Annotated in this window: 17 protein-coding genes; 11 read left to right on the top strand and 6 right to left on the bottom strand. The window is 68.8% G+C overall.

The window, feature by feature from the left end:
* Window positions 1-2: 2 nt before the first annotated feature.
* The gene (locus HH110_RS00890) at window positions 3-350 is read left to right on the top strand and encodes a hypothetical protein (RefSeq protein ID WP_176987907.1); all 348 of its coding nucleotides are present in this window, start codon (window positions 3-5) and stop codon (window positions 348-350) included.
* A gap of 3 nt (window positions 351-353) precedes the next feature.
* On the opposite strand, the gene HH110_RS00885 is transcribed toward HH110_RS00890, so the two are convergent.
* The 4 genes from HH110_RS00885 to HH110_RS00870 form a co-directional block, all read right to left on the bottom strand.
* Entirely contained in the window at window positions 354-818 is a 465-nt protein-coding gene (locus HH110_RS00885; RefSeq protein ID WP_241696356.1) for a hypothetical protein, read from the bottom strand.
* A gap of 98 nt (window positions 819-916) precedes the next feature.
* The gene (locus HH110_RS00880) at window positions 917-2,272 is read right to left on the bottom strand and encodes a Gfo/Idh/MocA family protein (protein ID WP_176987906.1); all 1,356 of its coding nucleotides are present in this window, start codon (window positions 2,270-2,272) and stop codon (window positions 917-919) included.
* A gap of 53 nt (window positions 2,273-2,325) precedes the next feature.
* Window positions 2,326-5,298 (bottom strand): TonB-dependent siderophore receptor, encoded by a 2,973-nt coding sequence (locus HH110_RS00875; RefSeq protein ID WP_176987905.1) that lies wholly within the window; start codon window positions 5,296-5,298, stop codon window positions 2,326-2,328.
* 133 nt (window positions 5,299-5,431) lie between these two features.
* Window positions 5,432-8,791 carry a TIM-barrel domain-containing protein gene (locus HH110_RS00870; protein WP_176987904.1) on the bottom strand — a complete coding sequence of 1,120 codons (3,360 nt, stop codon included), beginning with the start codon at window positions 8,789-8,791 and terminating at the stop codon, window positions 5,432-5,434.
* 334 nt (window positions 8,792-9,125) lie between these two features.
* Here HH110_RS00870 and HH110_RS00865 point away from each other — a divergent pair, with 334 nt between their 5' ends.
* The 6 genes from HH110_RS00865 to HH110_RS00840 are packed head-to-tail and all read left to right on the top strand — an operon-like array spanning window position 9,126 to window position 16,350.
* Window positions 9,126-10,283, top strand: coding sequence for an SIS domain-containing protein (locus tag HH110_RS00865; protein WP_176987903.1), 1,158 nt, complete (start codon window positions 9,126-9,128; stop codon window positions 10,281-10,283).
* A gap of 6 nt (window positions 10,284-10,289) precedes the next feature.
* Entirely contained in the window at window positions 10,290-11,216 is a 927-nt protein-coding gene (locus HH110_RS00860) for an ROK family protein (RefSeq protein ID WP_176987902.1), read from the top strand.
* Window positions 11,217-11,239: 23 nt separating this feature from the next.
* Window positions 11,240-12,568 (top strand): D-tagatose-bisphosphate aldolase, class II, non-catalytic subunit, encoded by a 1,329-nt coding sequence (locus HH110_RS00855; protein ID WP_176987901.1) that lies wholly within the window; start codon window positions 11,240-11,242, stop codon window positions 12,566-12,568.
* 34 nt (window positions 12,569-12,602) lie between these two features.
* Window positions 12,603-13,379, top strand: coding sequence for a DeoR family transcriptional regulator (locus HH110_RS00850; protein WP_176987900.1), 777 nt, complete (start codon window positions 12,603-12,605; stop codon window positions 13,377-13,379).
* Window positions 13,376-14,491: an N-acetylglucosamine-6-phosphate deacetylase gene (gene nagA / locus HH110_RS00845; RefSeq protein ID WP_176987899.1), complete on the top strand. Its 1,116-nt coding sequence runs from the start codon at window positions 13,376-13,378 to the stop codon at window positions 14,489-14,491. The genes HH110_RS00850 and nagA overlap by 4 nt, the downstream gene beginning before the upstream one ends.
* A gap of 53 nt (window positions 14,492-14,544) precedes the next feature.
* Entirely contained in the window at window positions 14,545-16,350 is a 1,806-nt protein-coding gene (locus tag HH110_RS00840) for an MFS transporter (RefSeq protein WP_176987898.1), read from the top strand.
* A 25-nt stretch (window positions 16,351-16,375) separates the two neighbouring features.
* On the opposite strand, the gene HH110_RS00835 is transcribed toward HH110_RS00840, so the two are convergent.
* Complete coding sequence (locus tag HH110_RS00835; protein WP_176987897.1) at window positions 16,376-16,876, bottom strand: hypothetical protein; 501 nt, start codon at window positions 16,874-16,876, stop codon at window positions 16,376-16,378.
* Window positions 16,877-16,957: 81 nt separating this feature from the next.
* Window positions 16,958-17,671: a ComF family protein gene (locus HH110_RS00830; protein ID WP_176987896.1), complete on the bottom strand. Its 714-nt coding sequence runs from the start codon at window positions 17,669-17,671 to the stop codon at window positions 16,958-16,960.
* Between the two features lie 70 nt (window positions 17,672-17,741).
* Here HH110_RS00830 and bioB point away from each other — a divergent pair, with 70 nt between their 5' ends.
* From bioB to HH110_RS00810, 4 genes are all read left to right on the top strand, one after another.
* Window positions 17,742-18,776, top strand: coding sequence for a biotin synthase BioB (gene bioB / locus HH110_RS00825; protein ID WP_176987895.1), 1,035 nt, complete (start codon window positions 17,742-17,744; stop codon window positions 18,774-18,776).
* Between the two features lie 62 nt (window positions 18,777-18,838).
* Window positions 18,839-20,050 (top strand): 8-amino-7-oxononanoate synthase, encoded by a 1,212-nt coding sequence (gene bioF, locus HH110_RS00820; RefSeq protein WP_176987894.1) that lies wholly within the window; start codon window positions 18,839-18,841, stop codon window positions 20,048-20,050.
* Between the two features lie 16 nt (window positions 20,051-20,066).
* A complete protein-coding gene (gene bioH / locus HH110_RS00815) occupies window positions 20,067-20,828 on the top strand; it encodes a pimeloyl-ACP methyl ester esterase BioH (protein ID WP_176987893.1) in 762 nt (253 codons plus the stop codon).
* A 59-nt stretch (window positions 20,829-20,887) separates the two neighbouring features.
* A complete protein-coding gene (locus HH110_RS00810) occupies window positions 20,888-21,670 on the top strand; it encodes an SDR family oxidoreductase (RefSeq protein ID WP_176987892.1) in 783 nt (260 codons plus the stop codon).
* The last annotated feature ends 28 nt before the right edge of the window (window positions 21,671-21,698 follow it).

Raw genomic sequence — 21,698 nt, 5'->3', positions numbered from 1 at the left:
TCATGCCGGACCTTCGATCACCCACCGCAGCGGGCCTGTGCATCGCCCTGCTGGCCGTGCCCTGGGTCGCCCGCGCGCAGGCAGACCCCGCGCCGGCCTGCATCGAGGTGGAGGTCAACGGCGAGCGCATCCGCGATTACGACTGCTTCAGCCGGCTGCTCGCGCCTGCGCCGGCCTCGGTGGCACCCGCACAGGCATCCGGCTCGCTGCTGATCGTCCGCCAGCCACCCTCGGCGCTGGGGTTGGCCCATCGCGCTGCTACCCAGCAGCGCATGGGCACTGCGTTCGGGATGTCGACGCAGCCGCAGCGCCCGCCGCCACCGCCGCCACCGGTCCGGCCGGGGCGATGACGCTCAGGGGACGGGCGCGTCGCCCGCCGCAGGGGATGCCAGGGACAGCCCGAGGTTCAACGGCTGCCGCATGTCCGGCGGGGGCGCGGCGGGCAACGGCGTGTCGCGCAGCAGCGCACGCAGATCGGCATCCGCCACGGCATCACCCAGCGAGGCGAAACGGCTGTCGGTGATGGTGCCACTGGCATCGATCCACAGCGATACCGTCAACGCAGCAGCCGGATCGCTGCGCTCGGCCAGCCGGGCCTGCAAGCGCTCGACGCGCGGATCCTCCGGGTCGCCCAGGCGCTGCGACACCACCTCACCGGCCTGCGCGGCGTAGGCCATCCAGTGCGCCGGTGCGGCATCGGCTGCCGTGGCCCCGCTGGCCACGACCATCCCACCCAGCACGCCCAAGCGACGGGCCTGCCGCCACCACCGCTGCAGCCGCTGTCGCCACGCATGCGTGTGTACTGCCACCACCGTCATGTTGCCCACCCCGAAAAAGAAAGCGGGCCGCACAGGGCGGCCCGGTGGGCGATTACCGTGCCATGCGTCCGTGACAGAACGATGGCGGGCGGTGCGGCTCAGTACGTGCCGTCGAACGCGAAGATCGGCTTGCGCTGCTTCCACAGCCCGGCGGTGAAGTCCGGGAACTCCAGCGTCTGGAAGCTGTTGGCGATGGACTGCTCGGACAGCGGTGTGATCGCGCTCCAGGTGATCGCATCGTAGATGTCGATCGGCATCGGTGCCTTGGCCTTGAGGGCTTCCACGAAGGCATGGATGACGAACCAGTCCATGCCACCGTGGCCGGCGCTGGCGGCGGTATCGGCGTGCTGCTTCCACAGCGGGTGCTCGTACTGGTCCTGGTAGGCCTGGAACGGCTCCCACTTGTGCGGCGGGCTGCGGCCTTCGATGTGGATGGACTGGTTCACGTCCATCCACAGGCCCTTGGTGCCCTGCACGCGGAAACCCATCGAGTACGGGCGCGGCAGCGAGGTGTCGTGCTGCAGCAGGATCGTCTCGCCGTTTTCGCAGGCCAGCGTGGTGGTGACGATGTCGCCGAGCTTGAAGGTGACCTTGGTGCTCGGATGCGTGGTGCCGCCACTCTTGGCCACGGTGTAGTCGTGCAGGCCGCGTGCCTTGCTGGCAAACGCATTGATGTGGGTGAAGCGGTTGCCACGATTGATGCCGGTGTACATCGCGCACGGGCCAATGCCGTGGCTGGGGTACAGCTCACCGTTGCGCTTCACCGAATGTTCGGTGCGCCAGCGCGCCTCGGACCAGCCCTTGGCGCCGAACTCCACGCCGCTGTCATAGGGCTGGCTGGGATCGCCGGAGTTGAACTTCACGCCCCGCAGGTCGTGCTGGTAGCCGCCCTGCAGATGCACGAGCTCGCCGAACAGGCCTTGCCGCACCATCTGCAGCGCCGCCATCACGTCGCGGCGATAGCAGACGTTTTCCAACAGCATGTAGGGGGTGCCGGTGGACAGCTGGGTCTTGAGGACATCCCAGTGGTCCTGCAGGGTGATGCCGGCGACCACTTCGCAGCCGACCGCGACCTTGGTCTGCATGGCCGCGATCGCCATCGGCGCGTGGTATTCCCAGGGTGTGGCGATGATCACGCCGTCCAGCCCGCGCTGTTCGATCAGCCGCTTCCACGCATTGACGTCGCCGTCCTGGCCGTAGGCCTTGGGCGCCGGCTTGCCGGCCTTGGCGACCATGTCCATGCCGCGCTTGAGCATGATCGGCTCGATGTCGCACAGTGCCACCACCTCCACGTCGTCGCGGCGGACCAGTTCCTTCAGCAATACCTGGCCGCGCATGCCGGTGCCGATCAGCCCCAGCCGCACCTTGCGTCCGCGCGCCCAGGCGGGCGTGTTGGGCAGCAGGCTGGTGGCGGCAACGGCCGCGCTGGCGGCGATGAATTCTCTGCGTTTCATGGACAGTACCTCGTGTGAAGATCGCGCCGGCCGGAACCGGCGCGAGGGGAGCATCAGAACGTGTAGCCGACAGTCAGACTGTAGCCGCGCCCGAAGATGGTGGCGTAATCGCTGGAATCGCCGAGGAAGCTGTTCGGATCGTAGAACGGCAGGCGGTCGAACAGGTTCTTGATGGTGAAACCGACATTCCAGTGCGCGTCCGGGCGCCAGGCCACGCTCAGGTTGGCCGTCCACCACGACGGTGCGCCGTCGCACTTGCTCTGCTCCACCGGCAGGTAGCCGGCGGTGCAGGTCTGCGGGTTGTTGTCTTCTTCATCGATCTGCTGCAGCGCCCACTTGGTGCCGCCGACGTAGTTGACGAAGACGCTGGTGGTGACCTGCTTGTAGCTCCAGTCCGCGTTCAACGTGGCGCGCAGGCGGGGGTTGTTGTAATACCCGACCAGGTCGCCGTAGTACCAGCCGCTTTCGTCGTCCAGGTAGGAACGGTTGCGGTTGGCGATGGTGGCGGCCACGCCGATGTTCAGGTTGCCCCACTCGCCCAGCGAGAAGCGGCTGCGGGCGTCGATGTCGAAACCGTCGATCAGGGTCTTGCCGCGGTTCTTGTACTGGCCCACCACGCTGGCCACATTGCCCACGCTGTAGCCGGGCAGCGTGCCGGGACAGGCAACGCCGCTGGCCGGGTCGGCGCACATCGCCGCCAGGGCGGCCAGGTTGGCGCGGTCGCTTTCAGTGATCGGCGAACGCGTGGAGGAAATGATGTCCTCGTCGCGGGTGAAGTCCGGGGCGACGATCTCGTTGCTGCGGTAGATGAACCAGTAGTCGGCCGACACCGACAGCCACTGCGTGGGTTCGTAGACGAAGCCCAGCGTGGTGATCTTGGCCTTCTCCGGCTTCAGGTCCGGGTTGGGCTGGGTCATGCGCGCCACGGTGCGGCTGCAGTCGGTGTTGAGTAGGGTCTTGCCTAGGTCGACATCTCCCCCGCGCTGCGATCGCAACAGCAGGTTCGCGATCGCGTTGGTCTCGTTGCAGCGCACCTCGTCGCGGTAGCCGCCCAGCTGGGCGAACACGCCGCCGTTGCCGGATTCGGCCAAGCTGGGCGCGCGGAAGCCGGTGGAGTAAGTGCCGCGCAGCATCAGCTGGTCGAACATCTGGTACTTCAGGCCGATCTTCGGCGCCAGGTTGGCGCTGAAGTCCGGGTATTTGTCCACGCGCAGCGCGGCGTCCAGTTCCAGCTTTTCGGTGAGCGGGGCCACCGTCTCGGCGAACAGCGCGTAGGTGTTGCGCTTGCCGTCGAACCACGAACCACCCTGCTGGGTGATCAGGCCATTGGCCGCATCCGGATTGCCGGGCGTATAGAAGGTTTCGCGGCTGGCGTTGAAACCGAACGCCGCACGCACTTCGCCGGCAGGCATCTGGAACAGCGGGCCTTCGATCTTGCCGTCGAGGGTATGCAGGCGCGTCCAGGACTGGATGTCGAAGGTCGGGAACGCTTCGCGGATCAGCGCGGCGTTGGCTTCGCTGATCTCACCGAACTTGTACGCCGGGTGATCGGAGATGATCACGCGGCCGGTACCCGGGTCGACGGAGTACGGACCGAACGCCTTCTCGAAGCCGGCCAGGTTGACGTTGGTGGTCTGGTAGGTGACCGAGTGGCTGCCGGCGGTGGCGAAGGCGGTTTCCCAGTTCCAGTCGCCGATGTCACCGCGCAGCCCCGCCACCACGCGGTAGCTCTGGTCGGTGTTGCGCTGGCCGAAGTGGTTGGCGCCCACGTCCTGCAGCAGGTACTGCAGGCCGACCACGCCGCCCATCAGTGCTTTCAGTTCGGGCGAGGCGTTGTTGTATTCGTTGTTCTGGCCCAGGTACGGATACAGGAACTGGTTGACCGTGGTGCCGGTGTTGCGCGAGAACCAGCTGGTCGGGTTCCCGGTGGTGGTGCCGTAGGCGCGCGGCGTGCCGCCGTTGGCAGTCAGGTCGATGTCGGTGTAGGTCGCCTCGGCGAAGGCTTCGGTGCTGTCGCCGATCAGGAAATGCGCGTTGACGTACGCGGTATTGCGCTCGGACTTGGCGCCGGCGTCGATCTCGTTGTTCATCCACGTCTCCCAGATGCAGCGCGGGCCGGCAGCTTCGCTGGTGAGCACGTTGTTGCAGCCCGGGGCGGCTTCCTGCACGCGGCGGCCGGTGACCGGATCGAACGCGAAGTAGCTGCCCGGGTTGAACTCACCCGGCTTGCTGCCGGTACCCAGGCGCAGGTTGGGCAGGTAGTTGGGGTTGTTGACGTAGTACTGGTCGGGCCGCTTGTCGTAGAAATCGCTCAGCGGGATCGCATCGCGCCGGTACAGATTGACCGAGGCGTACACGTTGTAGCGGTCTTCATCGAGGTCGCCGAAACCGGCGGTGATGCTGCCCTGGTGCTCGCCGTAGGAGCTGATCCGCGAGGACTTGTCCGTGGTGAGATTGATCTCCGCACCCTGGTAGGAGCGCTTGGTGATCACGTTGATCACGCCGGCCACGGCGTCGGTGCCGTACACCGCCGAGGCACCGTCGGTCAGCACTTCCATGCGCTCGATCGCCGCAGCGGGGATCGCATCGATGTTGACGAACTGGGTCTGGAAGCCGGCCGGCGCGCCGTAGTAGGACAGGCGGCGGCCATTCAACAGCACCAGCGTGCCCTGCGCGCCGAGACCGCGCAGGTTGGCCTGCGAGGCGCCGTCCGAGCCGGTGAACAGCGAGCGCGCATCCTGCTGGCCCGGGCGTGCCGCCGGCAGGTTGTCGAGCACCTGCAACAGCGTGCGCGCGCCCATGTTCTCGATGTCCTGCTTGCTGATCACCTGCACCGGCGAGGCGGTTTCCACATCGCTGCGGCGGATGTTGGAGCCGGTCACTTCGATGCGCGACAGCTCGGTGGCTTTGGTATCGGGCGCTGCGTCCTGGGCGCTGGCACTGCCGACCACCGCAACGGCCAGGCCGAGTGCGATGGACAAGGGGGTGGCGGTGATGCGGCGATGGCGATGGCGTTCGGTCAACATCTTGGGCTCCTTGTTCGATCCGCAGCGTGGGGCTGGCGGTGGATGGGTGTGTTCGGGCAAACGTCCCCCGTGCCGCGGCCAAACGGCCGCAGACGGGAAACGGGAGAGAGCGGTGTTTCGAAAGGCGGTTCGGTTACGGCGACACGATGCTGGCGGTATCGCCCTCCTGTCCGATCAGGGCGGCATTGGCCCAGTTGCCACAGACCTGCGCGGGGTGATCGCCCTGCGCTCCGAGCGTGCGCAGGCTCAGCCGCTGCAGGCCGCGCACGTCCAGCTCCGGTTTGACCACGCCGGGTGCTTTGACCAGGCCGCTGTCATACAGCAGCCGACCATCGCCCCAGACCTGGAACTGCATGCCGCCGGCGGTGCGACACTGATCATCGATCCCCAGGTCGGCGCGCAGCAGGCGCCAGCCGCCGCCCAGCTGCAGATCGATCCGGCTGCTGGCGTTGACGCCCAGGCCACGGCGGAAATGCAGCCCGTTCATGCGCATCTCCGCCTGCCCACCGAAGGCATGGTCGGCAGCGACGCTGGCTTTCAACGGGGCCGGCAGCGGCAGCGCGGACAGGTACAGCTGCTGTGCGGGGCCCTCCGGCTGCGGGTGCTCCAGCACGTGGAAGGTGGACAGCACGATCGGACCGACATCGCGCGGCTGCAGCGCATCGACCGCCCGCGCCACGCTGCCCTGCGCCGCGGTCACCATCGGATCGGCACCGCTGGCGCCATCGCCTTCCGGGTTCTGCGTGCTCAGCACGCGGAAGCGCAGCAGGCGGCCGGCATGGGCGGGGAAGTCGATCTGCTGCATGCCCTGCTGCAGGGTCAGGCGGCCACGCTTGACCGGTTCACCCCACTCGCCATTGCTGTCGGCCATGTAGATTTCGTAGTCGCGGATCTGGCCGTTTTTCCAGTGCTGGTCGTTGCGCGGCGCCAGTTCGATGCCGTCGATCAGCTTGCGTTCGCCGAAGCCGAGCACCCACTCGTGCGCGCCGGTCTTGACCGCCTGGTTGCGCACGGTGCGGAACCACGTGGCCGGATCCTCGTCGAAGGCCTTCTCCATTTCGTAGCCCTGTTCCTCGGCCGGGCGGCTGACCAGCAGCAGGCTGTCGGAGGGCAGCGCGCGGCCCAGTTCCGGGGCGGCCGGGAAGGCATCGTCGGCTGGCGCGGCGGCGATCGGCAGATCCAGCTGCAGCGCGATCGCCTGGCGGATGTCGGTCGGCGCGGTGCGCACGTGCAGGGTGCCGCGGCGCTCGGCCGCATCGAAGTACCAGCCCTCGCCCGCACCCTGCCACGCTGCTTGGTCGGCCAGCATCGGCAGCGCGCGACCCTCCAGCGTCACCGCGGCCGGGCGCTGGCGGCTGAGCACGCGCAGCGCATAGCGACGCTGCGGCAGCTGGCCGGCGTACTGGCCCTGCACCGGATCGATGCGCACCTGCACCGGGCCCGTGCCCTGCGCCGGGGCCTGCACCGTGATCGCCTGCGTGCTGGACTCGCCTTTCTCATAGCGGCGGGTGGCGCCATCGTCTTCGTACAGCGTGTACTGCGAGGTGCCCTGCGGATACAGATCGAAGGTCACTTCGTCGAGCGGCTTCTCACCGTCGTAGAGCATCGCCGGGTACATCGGGATGATCGCTCCGGCACGCACGAACACCGGGATCGTGGCCAGGTCGACCGGCCGATCCAGCGCGCGGCCCTCCGCACCGGCCTGCAGCTGGCGGCCGTCCCAGTAATCGATCCAGCGGCCCTGCGGCAGGTGGATGTCGCGGCGCCAGCCACGGCTCGCGGCCTGGCTGCGGTACACCGGCGCGATCAGCAGCTCGCGACCGAGCAGGAACTGGTACTTGTGTGCTTCGGTATAGGCCTGCGGATCCTGCGGGTAGTCCCACATCAGCGCGCGCAGCAGCGGGGCACCGGTGGTCGCCGCGTCATGCGCCAGCCCGTACATGTACGGGGTCATGCGCATTTTCAGCTTGAGGTAGTCGCGGTTGACGCTGCGGTAGGGCTCGTCGAACCACCACGGGTGCTTGCGCGCATTGCCGGACCAGCCGGACATGCCCATCAGCACGGGCGTGAAGCTCTTCCACTGCAGGTCGCGGGTGAACGTTTCGGCGCTGCCACCGAAGATCGCATCGACGTCACCACTGGCATAGGCCATGCCGGACAGGCCGGAGCCGATCAGGGTCGGGATGTGCCAGCGGATGTAGTCCCAGCTGCTGCTCTGGTCGCCGGTCCAGGCCACCGCGTAGCGCTGGATGCCGCCCCAGCCCATCACCGTCCACAGGAACGGGCGCGAGTCGGAGTTGTGCAGGATGCCGTTGAACGCGGACTGGTTGGCATCCATCGCGAACTGGTAGCCCTTGCCGGTCCAGGCCACGTCCAGCTTCTGCACGCGACTGCCGGCGGTGCCCACTTCCCAGGCAATCTTGTCGACGCCGTTCTCGGTCCACAGGCCGGTCTTGAAGCCGTACTTCGCCAGGCCCTGCACGGTCTCGGGCAGCTTCGTGTAGCCGCAGCCGTAGCCGTCGTTGGGCAGGATCCAGCCACCGGGCATGTCGTGGTCGCGGTACTGCCTGGCCACACTGTCCACCACGTCGGGCGTGGTGCCGGTCGGGCCGTCGCTCCAGCCGTCGGGCACGCTGCCGGGCTTCTTGATGTTGTCGCCATCGTTGTAGCAGTCGGCGTCGCCATAGGAGAACGCCCAGCGCGGCAGCAGGCCGGCGCGGCCGGTCAGCGTGGTGTAGCGGTCCAGCAGGGTGTGCAGGCTCGCCCCGACGAAGTAGTACGCATCGAAGCGGTCTTCGTGATGCAGCAGCGTGGCCTGGTCGGCCTGGCGCAGATCGTAGGTGCCATCGCTCCAGGTGTTGCGCAGCATGCCCCAGCCGCGCGAGCTCAGCAGCATCGGCGCGGGGTTGGGCCGATCGCCCTCTTCCCAGCCGCCGGAGTACGACACCTCCAGCTCGCGGCCCTTGAATTCGAAGCGGCCGTTCTGCTGGCCACCGCCGTAGAAGTGTTCACCGGCCTCGCTGGAGAGCACCTGCACGCTCTGGTCCTTGTCCAGGTCCAGCGGCTGCAGTTCGCGCCACAGGGCGACATCGCGGTCGCCCTCGCGGCGATCCAGCGACAGGCGCAGCGGCTGGCGCTGGATATGCAGGACCAGCGCATCGGTGCGGATGCGCACCTCGTTGGCGTCTTCTTCCAGTTGGAAGGCAACCTTCGTCACCGGCTGCGGCAGGACGATGGGTGCGGCCTTGTCGCCGGCAGCGGTCAGCGTGCCGTTGCGGCCGGCCTGCACGCGCAGTACGTCCTCGCGCAGCAGCTCCACGCGCAGGGTGGCGCCGGTATCGCTGCTGAGCGTCCAGCTGGCGGTGCCGTCTTTGCCCGGGGTCGCGCTGATCGCACGCAGGTTGCCCACCGGCGCGGCGCTGGCAGTGCCGGCCAGGGCCACTGCAGCGAGCAGTGCGATCGTCAGACCAGTGCGTCGTAACCGGAAGTCCACCTTGCCCCCAAGCCCGCGGTCAGCGGGAAACTGAAACCAGTGCGGCCGACTCTAGGGCAGGGTCTCGAAAGATGTCAACAAATTGCAAAGAAAAAGGAAGGATATTTTCGTACAAACGAAAGATGCGGCACAGCAACACTTTCCAAACGCCACCTGAATGCGCACTTTGATTTCGCCTGAAACCTTGCTGCGACGCGGCATTCAACAGCGCGGATGAGGATGGTCCATCAGGCAATCGGTAAAAAGTGTGATCGAACTACCTTTTCTTTATCTTTCGATATTTGACATTTCGAAAGAAAACGCAGAAGGTGCGTTCGCCCAACAGGAATTGCGAATGGACGCTTCTCTGCTCCCTGATTTGCCCGCGTGGCAGCGCCTCGGTGGCGCCTATACCGCCGAAGAAATCGCCCAGCAGCCTCGGCTGTGGACGGCGCTGGCCAACCTTCTGGACGACGCGCAGGCGCGCATCGATGCTTTCCTCGGTGACGCCCTGCGCGATCCCGGCCAGCTGGTGATCTTCACCGGCGCCGGCAGCTCGGGCTTCATCGCCGAGATGGTGGCCGACCAGATCAATGCGCAGTGGCCCGCCGAGGTCCGCGCCGTGCATACCACCAGCCTGCTGACCCATCCGGCGCTTTACCTGCGCCGCGATCGACCGACCCTGCTGGTGTCGTTCGGGCGCAGCGGCTCCAGCCCGGAGAGCGTGGCAGCGGTGGACCTGGTCCGCGACCAGGTCGACCACGCGCGCTTCCTGGACATCACCTGCAACGCCGCGGGTGAACTGGCCACGCGTGGCCAGGGCCGCAGCGATACCTTGTCGCTGCTGATGCCGCCGGCCAGCTGCGACCGCGCCTTCGCCATGACCAGCAGCCTGAGCTGCATGCTGTTGGCCGCGCTGAGCACATTCGACAGCGCTCCGTGGGCGCAGCGTCTGGAACGCCTGCATGCGCTGGGCACCCACGGCGCGCGTGCGCTGGACGCCTGGGACGCCGCAGTGGCTGCCCTTGCCCAGGCGCCGTACGCGCGCGTCATCTATCTCGGCAGCGGTCCGCTGGAAGCCGTTGCGCGCGAGGCCGCGCTGAAGGTGCTCGAACTCACCGCCGGCCGCGTGCTGGCGCTGGCCAACACCCCGCTGGGGTTCCGCCATGGGCCGAAGTCCACCCTCAACGGCGAGACCCTGGTGGTGATGCTGCGCAGCGCACAGCCGCTGGCCCGCCGCTACGAACAGGACTTGTTGAACGAACTGCGCCGGGACGGCATCGCCGGCCGGGTGCTGTCGATCGGGCCCGACGATGCGGACCGCGCCGACGACGATTTCGTGCTCGATGCGCCCGCGCTGCCCGATCCGTGGCTGGCCCCGCTGTGGCTGCTGGTGCCGCAGTGCTATGCGCTGCAGCGTTCGGCCGCACTCGGCATGACCCCGGACAATCCCTTCCCCGACGGCACGGTCAACCGTGTGGTGCAGGGCGTGATCATCCATCCCCACGGCTGAACACGCATGCAGACCTGGTACGGCATCGACATCGGCGGCACCAAGATCGAACTGGTCGCATGCGACGCGGCGCTGGTGGTGCATCACCGCCAGCGCGTGGCGACACCCACCCGCGACTACGCCGCGTTCCTGCAGGCCATCGTCGATCTGGTCGATGCCGCCGACCGCGCGCTCGGCGAGCGCGGCGTGGCCGTCGGCATCGGCCTGCCCGGCGTGCGTGATCGTGCCAGTGGCCGCCAGCTCAGCGCCAACGTGCCCAGCCTGACCGGCCAGACGGTCGGTGCGGACCTGCAGGCACGCCTGCAGCGCCCGCTGGAACTGGGCAATGACCTGCAGTGTTTCGCCTTGTCCGAAGCGCACGACGGCGCTGCCGCCGGCTACCCCAGCATGTTCGGGGTGATCCTCGGCACCGGCGCGGGCGGTGGCTTCTGCGTGGGCGGCCGGCTGATCGCCGGGCACAACGGCATCGCCGGCGAATGGGGGCACTGGAGCCTCCCCGCCACCCTGCAGCAGCGCCACGATCTGCCGGTGCTGGACTGCGGCTGCGGCCTGCGGGGCTGCCTGGAGCGCTACGTCTCCGGCAGCGGGCTGGCGATGATCCACGAGCGCCGCGGTGGCGCGGCCCTGGATGCCGCTGCGGTGGTCGCCCGTGCGCAGGCCGGCGATGCGATCGCGCAGCAGGCCCTGGCGATCCACCGCGACCTGCTCGGCTACAGCTTCGCCAGCCTGATCCTCGCGCTGGACCCGCACGTGATCGTGCTCGGCGGCGGGCTGTCCAAGCTGGAGCAGCTCTACCGCGACCTGCCGGCCGCGATCGCGCCCTACCTGTTCACCGGCGTACGCGTTCCCCCGATCCTGCCGCCCACCTTCGGCGATGCCGGCGGTGCGCGTGGCGCCGCCCTGCTCGCACGCCAGCATTTTTCCTCCCCCTGAACACCGTTGTTACTGGAGTTGCCATGTCCGCCGTCCAATCGTTGATCGCCGCCCACCGCCAGGGCCAACCCGTCGGGCTGTACAGCGTCTGCTGCAGCAACGCGCAGGTGTTGCTGGCGGCGATGCAGGTCGCGCAGCGCTACGACACCCTGCTGCTGATCGAGGCGACCTCCAACCAGGTCGATCAGTTCGGCGGTTACACCGGCATGACCCCGCCGCAGTACCGCGACTACGTACTGCAGCTGGCGCGCGATGCCGGCTTCCCGGCCGAGCGGCTGGTGCTCGGTGGCGACCACCTCGGCCCCAACGCCTGGCAGAAAGGCCCGGCAGACGCCGCCATGGCAAACGCGCGCGATCTGATCGCCGCGTATGTCGCCGCCGGTTTCCACAAGATCCACCTGGACTGCAGCATGTCCTGCGCCGATGACCCGACCCCGCTGCCCGACGCCATCGTCGCCGCGCGCTCGGCCGAACTGGCGCGGGTCGCCGAACGTACCGCCGCCGAACACGGCCTGCCGCCGCCGGTCTACGTGATCGGCACCGAAGTGCCGATCCCCGGGGGTGAGGCTTCGCTGGCCGGTGGCCTGCAGGTCACCACGCCGGCCGCGGCCGCGACCACGCTGGACATCCACCGCGAGGCGTTCTCCGCCCCGGACCTGCTGCCGGCGTGGGAGCGCGTGATCGCGATGGTGGTGCAGCCCGGCGTGGATTTCGACCACAGCAGCGTGCACTACTACGACCCTGCCGCCGCCGCGAACCTCTCGGCCTTCGTCGAACGGCAGCCGCGCATCGTGTTCGAAGCACACTCCACCGACTACCAGACCGAGGCCGGCCTGCACGCGCTGGTCCGCGATCACTTCGCGATCCTCAAGGTCGGGCCGGCGGCCACCTATGCCTTCCGCGAAGCCGTGTTCGCGCTGGCCATGATCGAGCGCGAACTGCTCCCCGCCGCGCAGCGCTCGAACCTGATCGAGGTGCTGGACCGCTGCATGGTCGACACGCCGGGCAGCTGGCGCAGCTACTACCAGGGCGACGAACACGAGCTGCGCCTGCTGCGCGCCTATTCGCTCAGTGACCGCAGCCGTTACTACTGGGGTGAGCCGGCGGTGCAGGCCGCGCTGGACACGCTGGTCGCCAACCTCACCGCGCAGGTGCCGCCGCAGATGCTGCTCAGCCAGTTCATGCCCGAACAGCTCAAGGCGATCGAAGCCGATGAACTGCAGCCCGCACCGCTGGCGCTGATCCAGCACAAGGTCGCGCTGCGCCTGGCCGAATATGCCCGGGCCTGCAATCGCAACCTCTCAGGCACGCATAACGAAACCCGGCAGGCCAAGGAGCTTTCGGAACGGTAAGCTTCGGCTTTCCCTTTCGAACGGAATCGCCCCCATGCGGAACACCCGGCAGCGTCGCCAGCAGATCCTCCAGACCCTAGTCGAGCACGGCAACGTGCAGGTCAGCGAGCTGGTGACGCGTTTTTCGGTCTCGGCGGTCACGATCCGTGCCGACCTGACCCACATCGAATCGCAGGGGCTGGCCACCCGTACCCACGGCGGCGCCACGCTGGTACGCACGCCGCCGCAGGAACAGGACATCCACGAGAAGGATGCGCTGAACCTGCCGATGAAGGACCGGATCGGCATCGAGGCGGCCAAGCTGGTCAAGGCCGGCGACAACATCATCATCGACTCGGGCTCGACCACGATGACGCTGGCGCGGCACCTGCGCGGGCATCGCGATGTGACGGTGATGACCAATGGCCTGAACATCGCCTGGGAGCTGGCCAATGCGCCCGGCGTGGAGCTGCTGCTCACCGGCGGCCTGCTGCGCAAGCAGTCGCTGTCGCTGCACGGCAGCCAGGCCGAGGCCAGCCTCAACACCTACAGCTTCGACACCCTGTTCCTGGGCGTCGATGGCCTGGATCTGCAGTTCGGCCTCACCACCCACCACGAGGCCGAAGCCAGCCTCAACCACCGCATGGTCGAGCGTGCACGCCGCATCGTGGTGCTCACCGACGCCTCCAAGTTCGGCCGGGTCAGCCTGCACCGCATCGCGCGGCTGGACCAGGTCCACACCATCATCACCGACGCCAGCATCGAGGCCGAGTACCTGGAAGGGCTGCAGCGGCTGGGCGTCGAAGTGATCATCGCCGAGTCCCCGCCTTGACCGAGTCCCGCTCCCTGCACGGCCGCCTGCTCACCGACACCGGTTGGGTCCGCGGCGACATCCACTTCGACCAGCGCATCACCGCCATCGATACCGCGCACGCCGATCCGCGTGGCGACGATGAGGTCCCGCTGATCCTGCCCGGCTTCATCGACCTGCATGTGCATGGCGGCGCCGGGGTGGACATCATGCAGGGCGGTACGACCGCCCAGACCGTGGCGCGCGCGCATGCCCGGCACGGCACCACCGCGCTGCTGGGCACCACCATGACCGCGCAGGAGGACGACATCACCCGCGCACTTGAAGGCCTGTCCGCTGCGATCGCCACGCGCGAACCCGGCATGGCGCGCGTGCTCGGCGTCCACCTGGAAGGCCCCTTCATCAGTGCCGAGCGTCTGGGCGCACAGCCCCCGCTGGTGGTCGAGGCCACCCTGGCCGACGTGCAGCGCCTGCATGCGATCGCACCGATCAAGGTGCTGACCCTCGCCCCGGAGATCGGCCAGCACCTGGCGCTGATTCCCGCGCTGAGCACGCTCGGCATCCGCGTGCAGCTCGGCCACAGCGCCGGCAGCTACGAGGATGGCGTTGCCGCACTGAACGCAGGCGCGGCCGGCTTCACCCATCTGTTCAACGGCATGACCGGCGTGGACCACTACCACCCGGGCATCGCGACCGCCGCGCTCGCGCATGCCGAGTACGCCGAGCTCATCCCCGATCTGCAGCACGTGCATCCCGGCGCGATCCGCACGGCCCTGCGCGCGATCCCTCGCCTGTACTGCGTCACCGATGCGACCGCCGCTACCGGCATGCCCGATGGCGAGTACGCGCTGGGCGTGCAGCGCGTGCACAAATGCCTGGGCTGCGTGCGGCTGTCGAGCGGCTCGCTGGCCGGCAGTGCGCTGACCATGGACCAGGCGCTGCGCAACCTGGTCTCGCTCGGCCTGGGCATCGCCGATGCCTCCAACCGGCTGTCGCGCTATCCGGCCGACTATCTCGGCATCGACGACCGCGGCCGTCTCGCGACCGGTGCCTGGGCGGACCTGGTGGTGCTTGACCACGACCTGCGCGTGCACGGCGTGGTGGTGGAAGGCGACGACATCGCGCTCGACTGAGCGTTGACTCCCGCGCCGCCACGGCGCACGCAGTTGCAGACAGGACCGGCATGATGAACGACGTTTCCGCAGCCCTTCCCGTGCACGCCGGCGCCTCCGCGCCGCGCTGGCCGGTACGCTATCTGTTGTTCATCGGCGGCATGGGTGGGCTGCTCTACGGCATCGACATCGGCATCATCGCCGGTGCCCTGCCCTACCTGGAGGCCACCGCGACCGCGAGCTGGCATCTGACCAGCCAGCAGCTGGGCTTCGTGGTCGCCGCCGTGCTGCTCGGCAGCGTGTTGTCCTCGCTGTTCGCCGGCATGGTCGCCGACCTGATCGGGCGTCGCGGCGCGATGCTGCTGGCCGGCGTGCTGTTCACTGCCAGCATCCCGGTGATGGCGCTGTCCGATGGGTACGGCGCGCTGTTGATGGGGCGGCTGCTGCAGGGCATCAGCGGCGGCCTGATCGGCGTGGTGGTGCCGCTGTACCTCGCCGAAGTCCTCAGCCCGGAACGGCGCGGTCGCGGCGCCGCGATGTTCCAGTTGCTGCTCACCATCGGCCTGGTACTGGCCGCCGTGATCGGGCTGTACCACGCCCATGCGGTGGATGCGGCGACCGCCGCGGTGCGCCATCTGCCCGGTGCCGAACAGCTGCGCCTGCTGTTCGACGTCAAGGACCATGCCTGGCGCACGATCTTCTGGAGCTGCCTGCTGCCCGGCCTGGTGTTCACCGGGGGCGTGCTGCTGATCAGTGAATCACCGCGCTGGCTGGTGCGCCGTGGCCGCATCGACAAGGCGCGCAGCGCGCTGCAGCGCACGGTCGCCGCGGCCGACGTCGAGCCGACCCTGCAGCGCATGCAGGCGCCGGAAGAACGCCAGATCGGCCGCAACGGCAAACGCGATCCACTGCTCAGCCGCCGCTACGTGTGGCCCTTCGTGCTGGCCTGCCTGGTGCTGGCGTTCACCCAGGCCACCGGCATCAACTCGGTGCTGGCCTACGCGGTCAACATCCTCAACCAGGCCGGCCTGCCCGGCTCGGTGGCCAATGGTGCGGATGTGGCGATCAAGCTGCTCAACGCGGTGATGACCGTGGTGGCGCTGGTGCTGGTGGACCGCAAGGGCCGCAAGTTCCTGCTGATGCTGGGCAGTGGCGGCATCACGCTGTCGCTGCTGGCGGCCGCCCTGCTGTTCGTGCAGAGCGAACGCGGGCGGCTGGATGTGCAGGCCACGCTGCAGCAGCAGGTGAGCGGCACCACCCTGTCGCTGCCGCTGGATGCCGCGCAATGGCAGCGGCTGGACGGCACTGCCGGCACCGCGCCGCAACAGCTGACCGTGTCCTATGCCTACGGCGGCTTCAGCAATGTGCGCTCGCTGCGCAGCGACAACCCGATCGATGCCACCCTGCAGATCCGCCGCGAGGACGCGGTCTCGGCCGACAGCGTGATCGGCCGCTTCTTCCGTACCCTGCACCTCAACCCGTTCCCGGATCCCGCGCAGGCCGCCAACGCACCGCTGGTGATCGAACGCGCGGTGATCGGCCCGGTGCCCTCGCCCACGCACGGCTGGCTCGTCGCCGGCTGCATCCTGTTGTTCGTCGCGTTCTTCGCGGTAGGCCCCGGCGTGTGCGTGTGGCTGGCGCTGTCCGAGCTGATGCCGACCCGCATCCGCTCCAACGGCATGAGCATCGCGCTGCTGATCAACCAGTTCGTCTCCACGGTGATCGCCGCGATCTTCCTGCCCACGGTCGGTCACTACGGCTACGCCAGCATGTTCTTCTTCTGGGCCGGCTGCACGCTGCTGTACTTCCTGATCGCCGCGTTCTGGCTGCCGGAGACCAAGGGCAAGTCGCTGGAGCAGATCGAGGCGAACTTCCGCTGAGCGGCAGCTGCCCTGCCCGACGGGATCAGGGCGCCTTGCCGGTGATCTCGGTGAACAGCCGGTGGGCTTCGTCGCTGCCATCCAGTCCGGTCACCTGCATGGACTGCGCGAACGGACCGGCGATGACGGCGACATTGAGGACCTGGTCGCCGATGGTGAATGCCACCCGCTTGCCCACGCGTGCTTCGGTCGCGGCAAGAATGCGCGGTGCGGCTGCATCGGTGAAGCGCAGGACAAGGGTGTCCTGTCCGTTGTGTCCATCGGTGCCGACGGCAACCGAGGCGATGTCGCTGGTGGTGATGAACGCCGGTTCGAGCAGCGGCAGGGCGTTGCCATCGCGGTCCGTGAGCGTTGTGCTGTTGGAGCCACCTGCCTCCGCGGCGACCTCACGCATCTGGATGCGTGCCTGCGCCAGCGGTGAGACGCCCGCCGGCACGTCTGCCGCCGCCGGAGGCGGGGATGTCTGCGTGCAGGCGCCCAGGCCGGACCCCAGCAACATCGTCATGATCAACAGGGAACTTCGCATGCGTGTCTCTCCATGAGGGGATGACAGCAGTATCGCTGCTGCGTGGGCGCAGCGGGTGGCGAAGACGCCGTACAACGGCGCTCACGGCACGCGCGCACAGACCCAGACCTGCATCGGCCCGGCACCGGCGTACTGCAGCGCGCGCAGCGCGGCATCGGTGGTCGCCCCGGTGGTCATCACATCGTCGACCACGGTCAGCCCGGCGGGCGGATGCCCCCGCACCGCGAACGCATCGCGCAGGTTGCAGCGGCGGGCATCGGCATCCAGATTCGACTGCGCGGCCGTTTCGCGGGTCCGTTGCAGACCCTGCCAGAGCGGGCAGCACAGCCCGCGCGCCAGCGGCCGGGCCAATTCCAGCGCCTGGTTGTAGCCGCGCTGGCGCAGCCGCCGGCGATGCAGCGGCATCGGCTGCAGCGGCCCGGCCAGGAACGGCGGCACGCGCTGCAGCATCAGCTGCGACAGCAATCGGCCGGCAGCCAGATCCTGGTGGAACTTGAACCGGATCAGCAGGCGGTCGATCGGCGCCGCATACAGGAACGCCGCGCTGGCGGCGGCCTGGCGGGGATGCTCGTCGACGCAGCGCCCGCAGTGGTCGTCCGTTTCTTCGCTGCGGTCGGCCGCCGCCAAGGGCAGCGCGCAGCGGCGGCAGGCATGGTCGTTCCAGGGCAACGCCCGATGGCAGGCGCGGCACAGGTCCATTCCATCCTCGCCGGGGCACTCGCAGACCAGGCAGCGCAGCGGCAGCATCTGCCAGCGCAGCCACCCCAAGGCTCCGTAAACTTTTGAAATGATCATGTGGTTGACAGATGGCGACCTCCTCACCAGACTGCCGCCCTTTCGTTCCCCTATCTGTCAGGACATCCCCATGGCTTCTGTCATCCGACACGACTGGCACCGCGAGGAGCTGCTGGCGCTGTTCGAACTGCCGTTCCCGGCGCTGCTGCACCGCGCGGCCAGCGTGCACCGCGAGCAGTTTGATCCGGCGGAAGTGCAGATCTCGACCCTGCTCTCGGTCAAGACCGGCGGCTGTCCGGAAGACTGCGCCTACTGCCCGCAGGCACAGCGCTACAGCACCGGCGTGGACGCGCAGAAGCTGATGGCCACCGACGATGTGGTCGCCAAGGCGCGCCAGGCCAAGGCCGCCGGCGCCTCGCGGTTCTGCATGGGCGCGGCCTGGCGCTCGCCGAAAGACCGCGACATCCCCAAGGTGGCGGCGATGATCCGCGAGGTGAAGGCGCTCGGCCTGGAAACCTGCGCCACGCTGGGCATGCTCAGCGGCGCGCAGGCCACCGCCCTGCGCGAGGCCGGGCTGGACTACTACAACCACAACCTGGACACCGCACCGGACTACTACGACTCGATCATCCACACGCGCCAGTACCAGGACCGCCTGGACACGCTGGCGCACGTGCGCGATGCCGGGCTGAAGACCTGCTGCGGGGGCATCGTCGGCATGGGCGAGACGCGCGAACACCGTGCCGGCCTGCTGCTGGCGCTGGCCACCCTGCCCGCCCACCCGGACTCGGTGCCGATCAACCGCCTGGTGCAGGTTGCCGGCACCCCCCTGCACGGCACCGCCGCGCTGGACCCGTTCGAGTTCGTGCGGATGATCGCGGTGGCCCGCATCGTGATGCCGCGTTCGATGGTGCGGCTTTCGGCCGGGCGCGAGGCGATGAGCGACGAGCTGCAGGCGCTGTGCTTCCTGGCCGGGGCCAACTCCATCTTCCATGGCGAGAAGCTGCTGACCACCGGCAACCCGGACACCGAGCGCGACCTGGCCCTGTTCGAACGGCTGGGGCTGCGCCCGATGGCGATCACCGTAGAGGCGCCGGGGCACGATCACCCGGCCACGGTCCACGCCGACATCACCACTGGCGGCGGCTGTGGGCGGGCGGCCTGAGCCCCGAGCAGCGGGCCCGGCAACCGGGTACGCTAACGGCCCACCCGGACCCCCTGACGACCATGGCCCGTCCTGACCTGCACGACCGCATCCAGGCCCAGCGCAAGCTCCGCGACGCGCAGGGGCGCCTGCGTGTCCGCCGCGTGGTGAGCCGGCGCGATGGCGTGCAGCTGGAAGTGGATGGCCAATGGCTGACCAACTTCTGCAGCAATGACTATCTGGGTCTGTCGCAGCAGTTTGGCGTGGTCAGCGCACTGCAGGATGCCGCCGCGCGCGAAGGCGCCGGCGCGACCGCCTCGCACCTGATCTGTGGCCACCATGCGCTGCATGAAGCGCTCGAACAGGAAATGGCCGACTGGCTCGGCTATCCGCGCGCACTGCTGTTCGGCAGCGGCTTTGCCGCCAACCTGGCCGTGCAGCAGGCGCTGCTCGGCGAAGAAGACGATGTCTGCGTGCAGGACCGGCTCAACCACGCCAGCCTGCTCGATGCCTCGCGCCTGGCCGGTTGCCGGCTGCGGCGCTATCCGCACCTGGATACCGAAGGCGCGCTGCGCCAACTCAAGCACGCGCCCAACGGCGCGGCGATGCTGGCCACCGACGGCGTCTTCAGCATGGATGGCGACATCGCCCCGCTGCGCTCGCTGTCGCTGGTGGCCCGCATGCAGGAAGCGCTGCTGTACGTCGATGATGCGCACGGTATCGGCGTGGTCGGCGAACACGGCCGCGGCTGCGTGGCCGATGCGGGTCTGGGCGTCGACGATGTGCCGCTGCAGCTGGCCACGCTCGGCAAGGCACTCGGCGGCAGTGGTGCGGTCGTGCTCGGCGACGAGGCGATGATCCAGCACCTTGCCGAGACCGCGCGGCCCTACATCTACACCACCGCCGTGCCGCCGGCCCAGGCCGCCGCGGCACTGGCCGCCGTGAAGCTGGCGCGCCGCGACGACTGGCGCCGCGAGAAGCTCACCGAGTTGATCGGCCTCTTCCGCGCCGGTGCCCGCCAGCACGGCCTGGAACTGATGCCGTCCGATACGCCGATCCAACCGCTGCTGTGCGGCGCCGAGTCGACGGTGATGGCGATGTCGGCCACGCTGGAGGCGGCGGGTTTCCTGGTCAGCGCGATCCGTCCGCCGACCGTGCCCGAGGGCAAGGCGCGCCTGCGCGTGACGCTGTCCGCATTGCATGCGCCGGCGCAGGTGCGCGCGCTGGTCGATGCGATCGCGCACGCCCGCGATACCGTGGGGCAGCAGCACGCGTTGAATGCCCTGACCGCGTGACGCCACAGAGTTGAGCATGCATATCGATGTCATCGGCCAGGGCCCGGCACTGGTCCTGATCCACGGCTGGGCCCTGCATGGCGGCGTGTTCGCGCCGCTGGTGGAGCGGCTGTCGCCGCACCTCCAGCTGCACCTGGTCGATCTGCCCGGCCATGGTGCCAGCCGCGACGACACCACCCCGTTGCGCCTGCCGCATGTGGTCAACGCCATCGCCGCTGCGACGCCGCCGGCGGTCTGGTGCGGCTGGTCGCTCGGCGGCCTGTTCGCCCTGCATGCCGCCGCGACGCTGCCGCAGGTGCGCGCCCTGGCGATGATCGCCGCCACCCCGCGATTCGTTCGCGGCGACGATTGGCCGCATGCGGTCGAGCCGGCGGTGTTCGGCCAGTTCGGCCAGGACCTCGCGAAGGACTATCGCGGCACGCTGGAGCGCTTCCTCGCGCTGGACGCGATGGGGTCCGAACACGCCCGCCAGGAACTGCGCACGCTGCGCGAGATGCTGGTCGCGCGCGGAGAACCGGCCCCCCGTGCGTTGCAGGAAGGCCTGGGACTGCTGGAGAACACCGATCTCCGCGGCGCCCTGGCCCCGCTGGGCAAACCCAGCCTGTGGCTGGCCGGCCAGCGCGACCGGCTGGTCTCGGCGCGGGCCATGCAGGCTGCCGGCGCGCTGGCGCCCGCCGCGCAGGTCCATGTGGTCGCCCACGGCGGGCATGCCCCGTTCCTCGGCCACGCCGACGAGGTCGCCGCGCAGCTGCAACACTTTGTTGCCGCCCAGTCTTGACCTCTCCCGGCCACGCATCGCCGATCATGTACGCCTGCCTCATGCCACAGGACTGACCCATGGATCTTGGAATCGCCGGCCGCTGGGCCCTGGTCTGCGCCGCCAGCAAAGGCCTCGGGCTGGGCTGTGCGCGTGCGCTGGCACGCGAAGGCGTCAACGTGGTGATCGCCGCGCGCGGTGAAGCGGCGCTGGATCGCGCCGTGCTCGAGCTGCAGGCCCTGCCGGGCGCCCGCAGGGTGATCGGCGTGGTCGCCGACATCACCACGCCGGAGGGCCGCGCCGCGGCGCTGGCCGCCTGCCCGCAGGTCGACATCCTGGTCAACAACGCGGGGGGACCACCGGCGGGCGATTTCCGCCAGTTCACCCGCGACGACTGGATCGCCGCGCTGGATGCCAACATGCTGGCTCCGATCGAGCTGATCCGCGCCACTGTGGACGGCATGATCGAGCGCGGCTTCGGCCGCGTGGTCAACATCACCTCGTCCTCGGTGAAGGCGCCGATCGACATCCTCGGGCTCTCCAACGGCGCACGCTCCGGGCTGACCGGCTTCGTGGCCGGGCTGGCACGCAGGACCGTTGCCCACAATGTCACCCTCAACAATCTGCTGCCGGGCCAGTTCGATACCGACCGCCTGCGCGGCAACTTCGCCTACCTGGCGCAGCAGCAGGGCATCGATGCCGGTCAGCTCGCCGAACGCAAGCGCACCCACATTCCCGCCGGCCGCTTCGGCACCGCCGATGAGTTCGGCGCCGCCTGCGCGTTCCTGTGCAGTGCGCAGGCCGGCTACATCACCGGGCAGAACCTGCTGATCGATGGCGGCGCCTACCCGGGCACCTTCTGAGTCCACCCGCACCACCGTTTTGAGCCGT

The organism is Stenotrophomonas sp. SAM-B (genome assembly GCF_013387485.1).
GTDB lineage: Bacteria > Pseudomonadota > Gammaproteobacteria > Xanthomonadales > Xanthomonadaceae > Stenotrophomonas > Stenotrophomonas maltophilia_AA.
The sequence above is the reverse complement of the archived record's forward strand: the minus strand, read 5'-3'. Positions and strand labels throughout refer to the sequence as shown.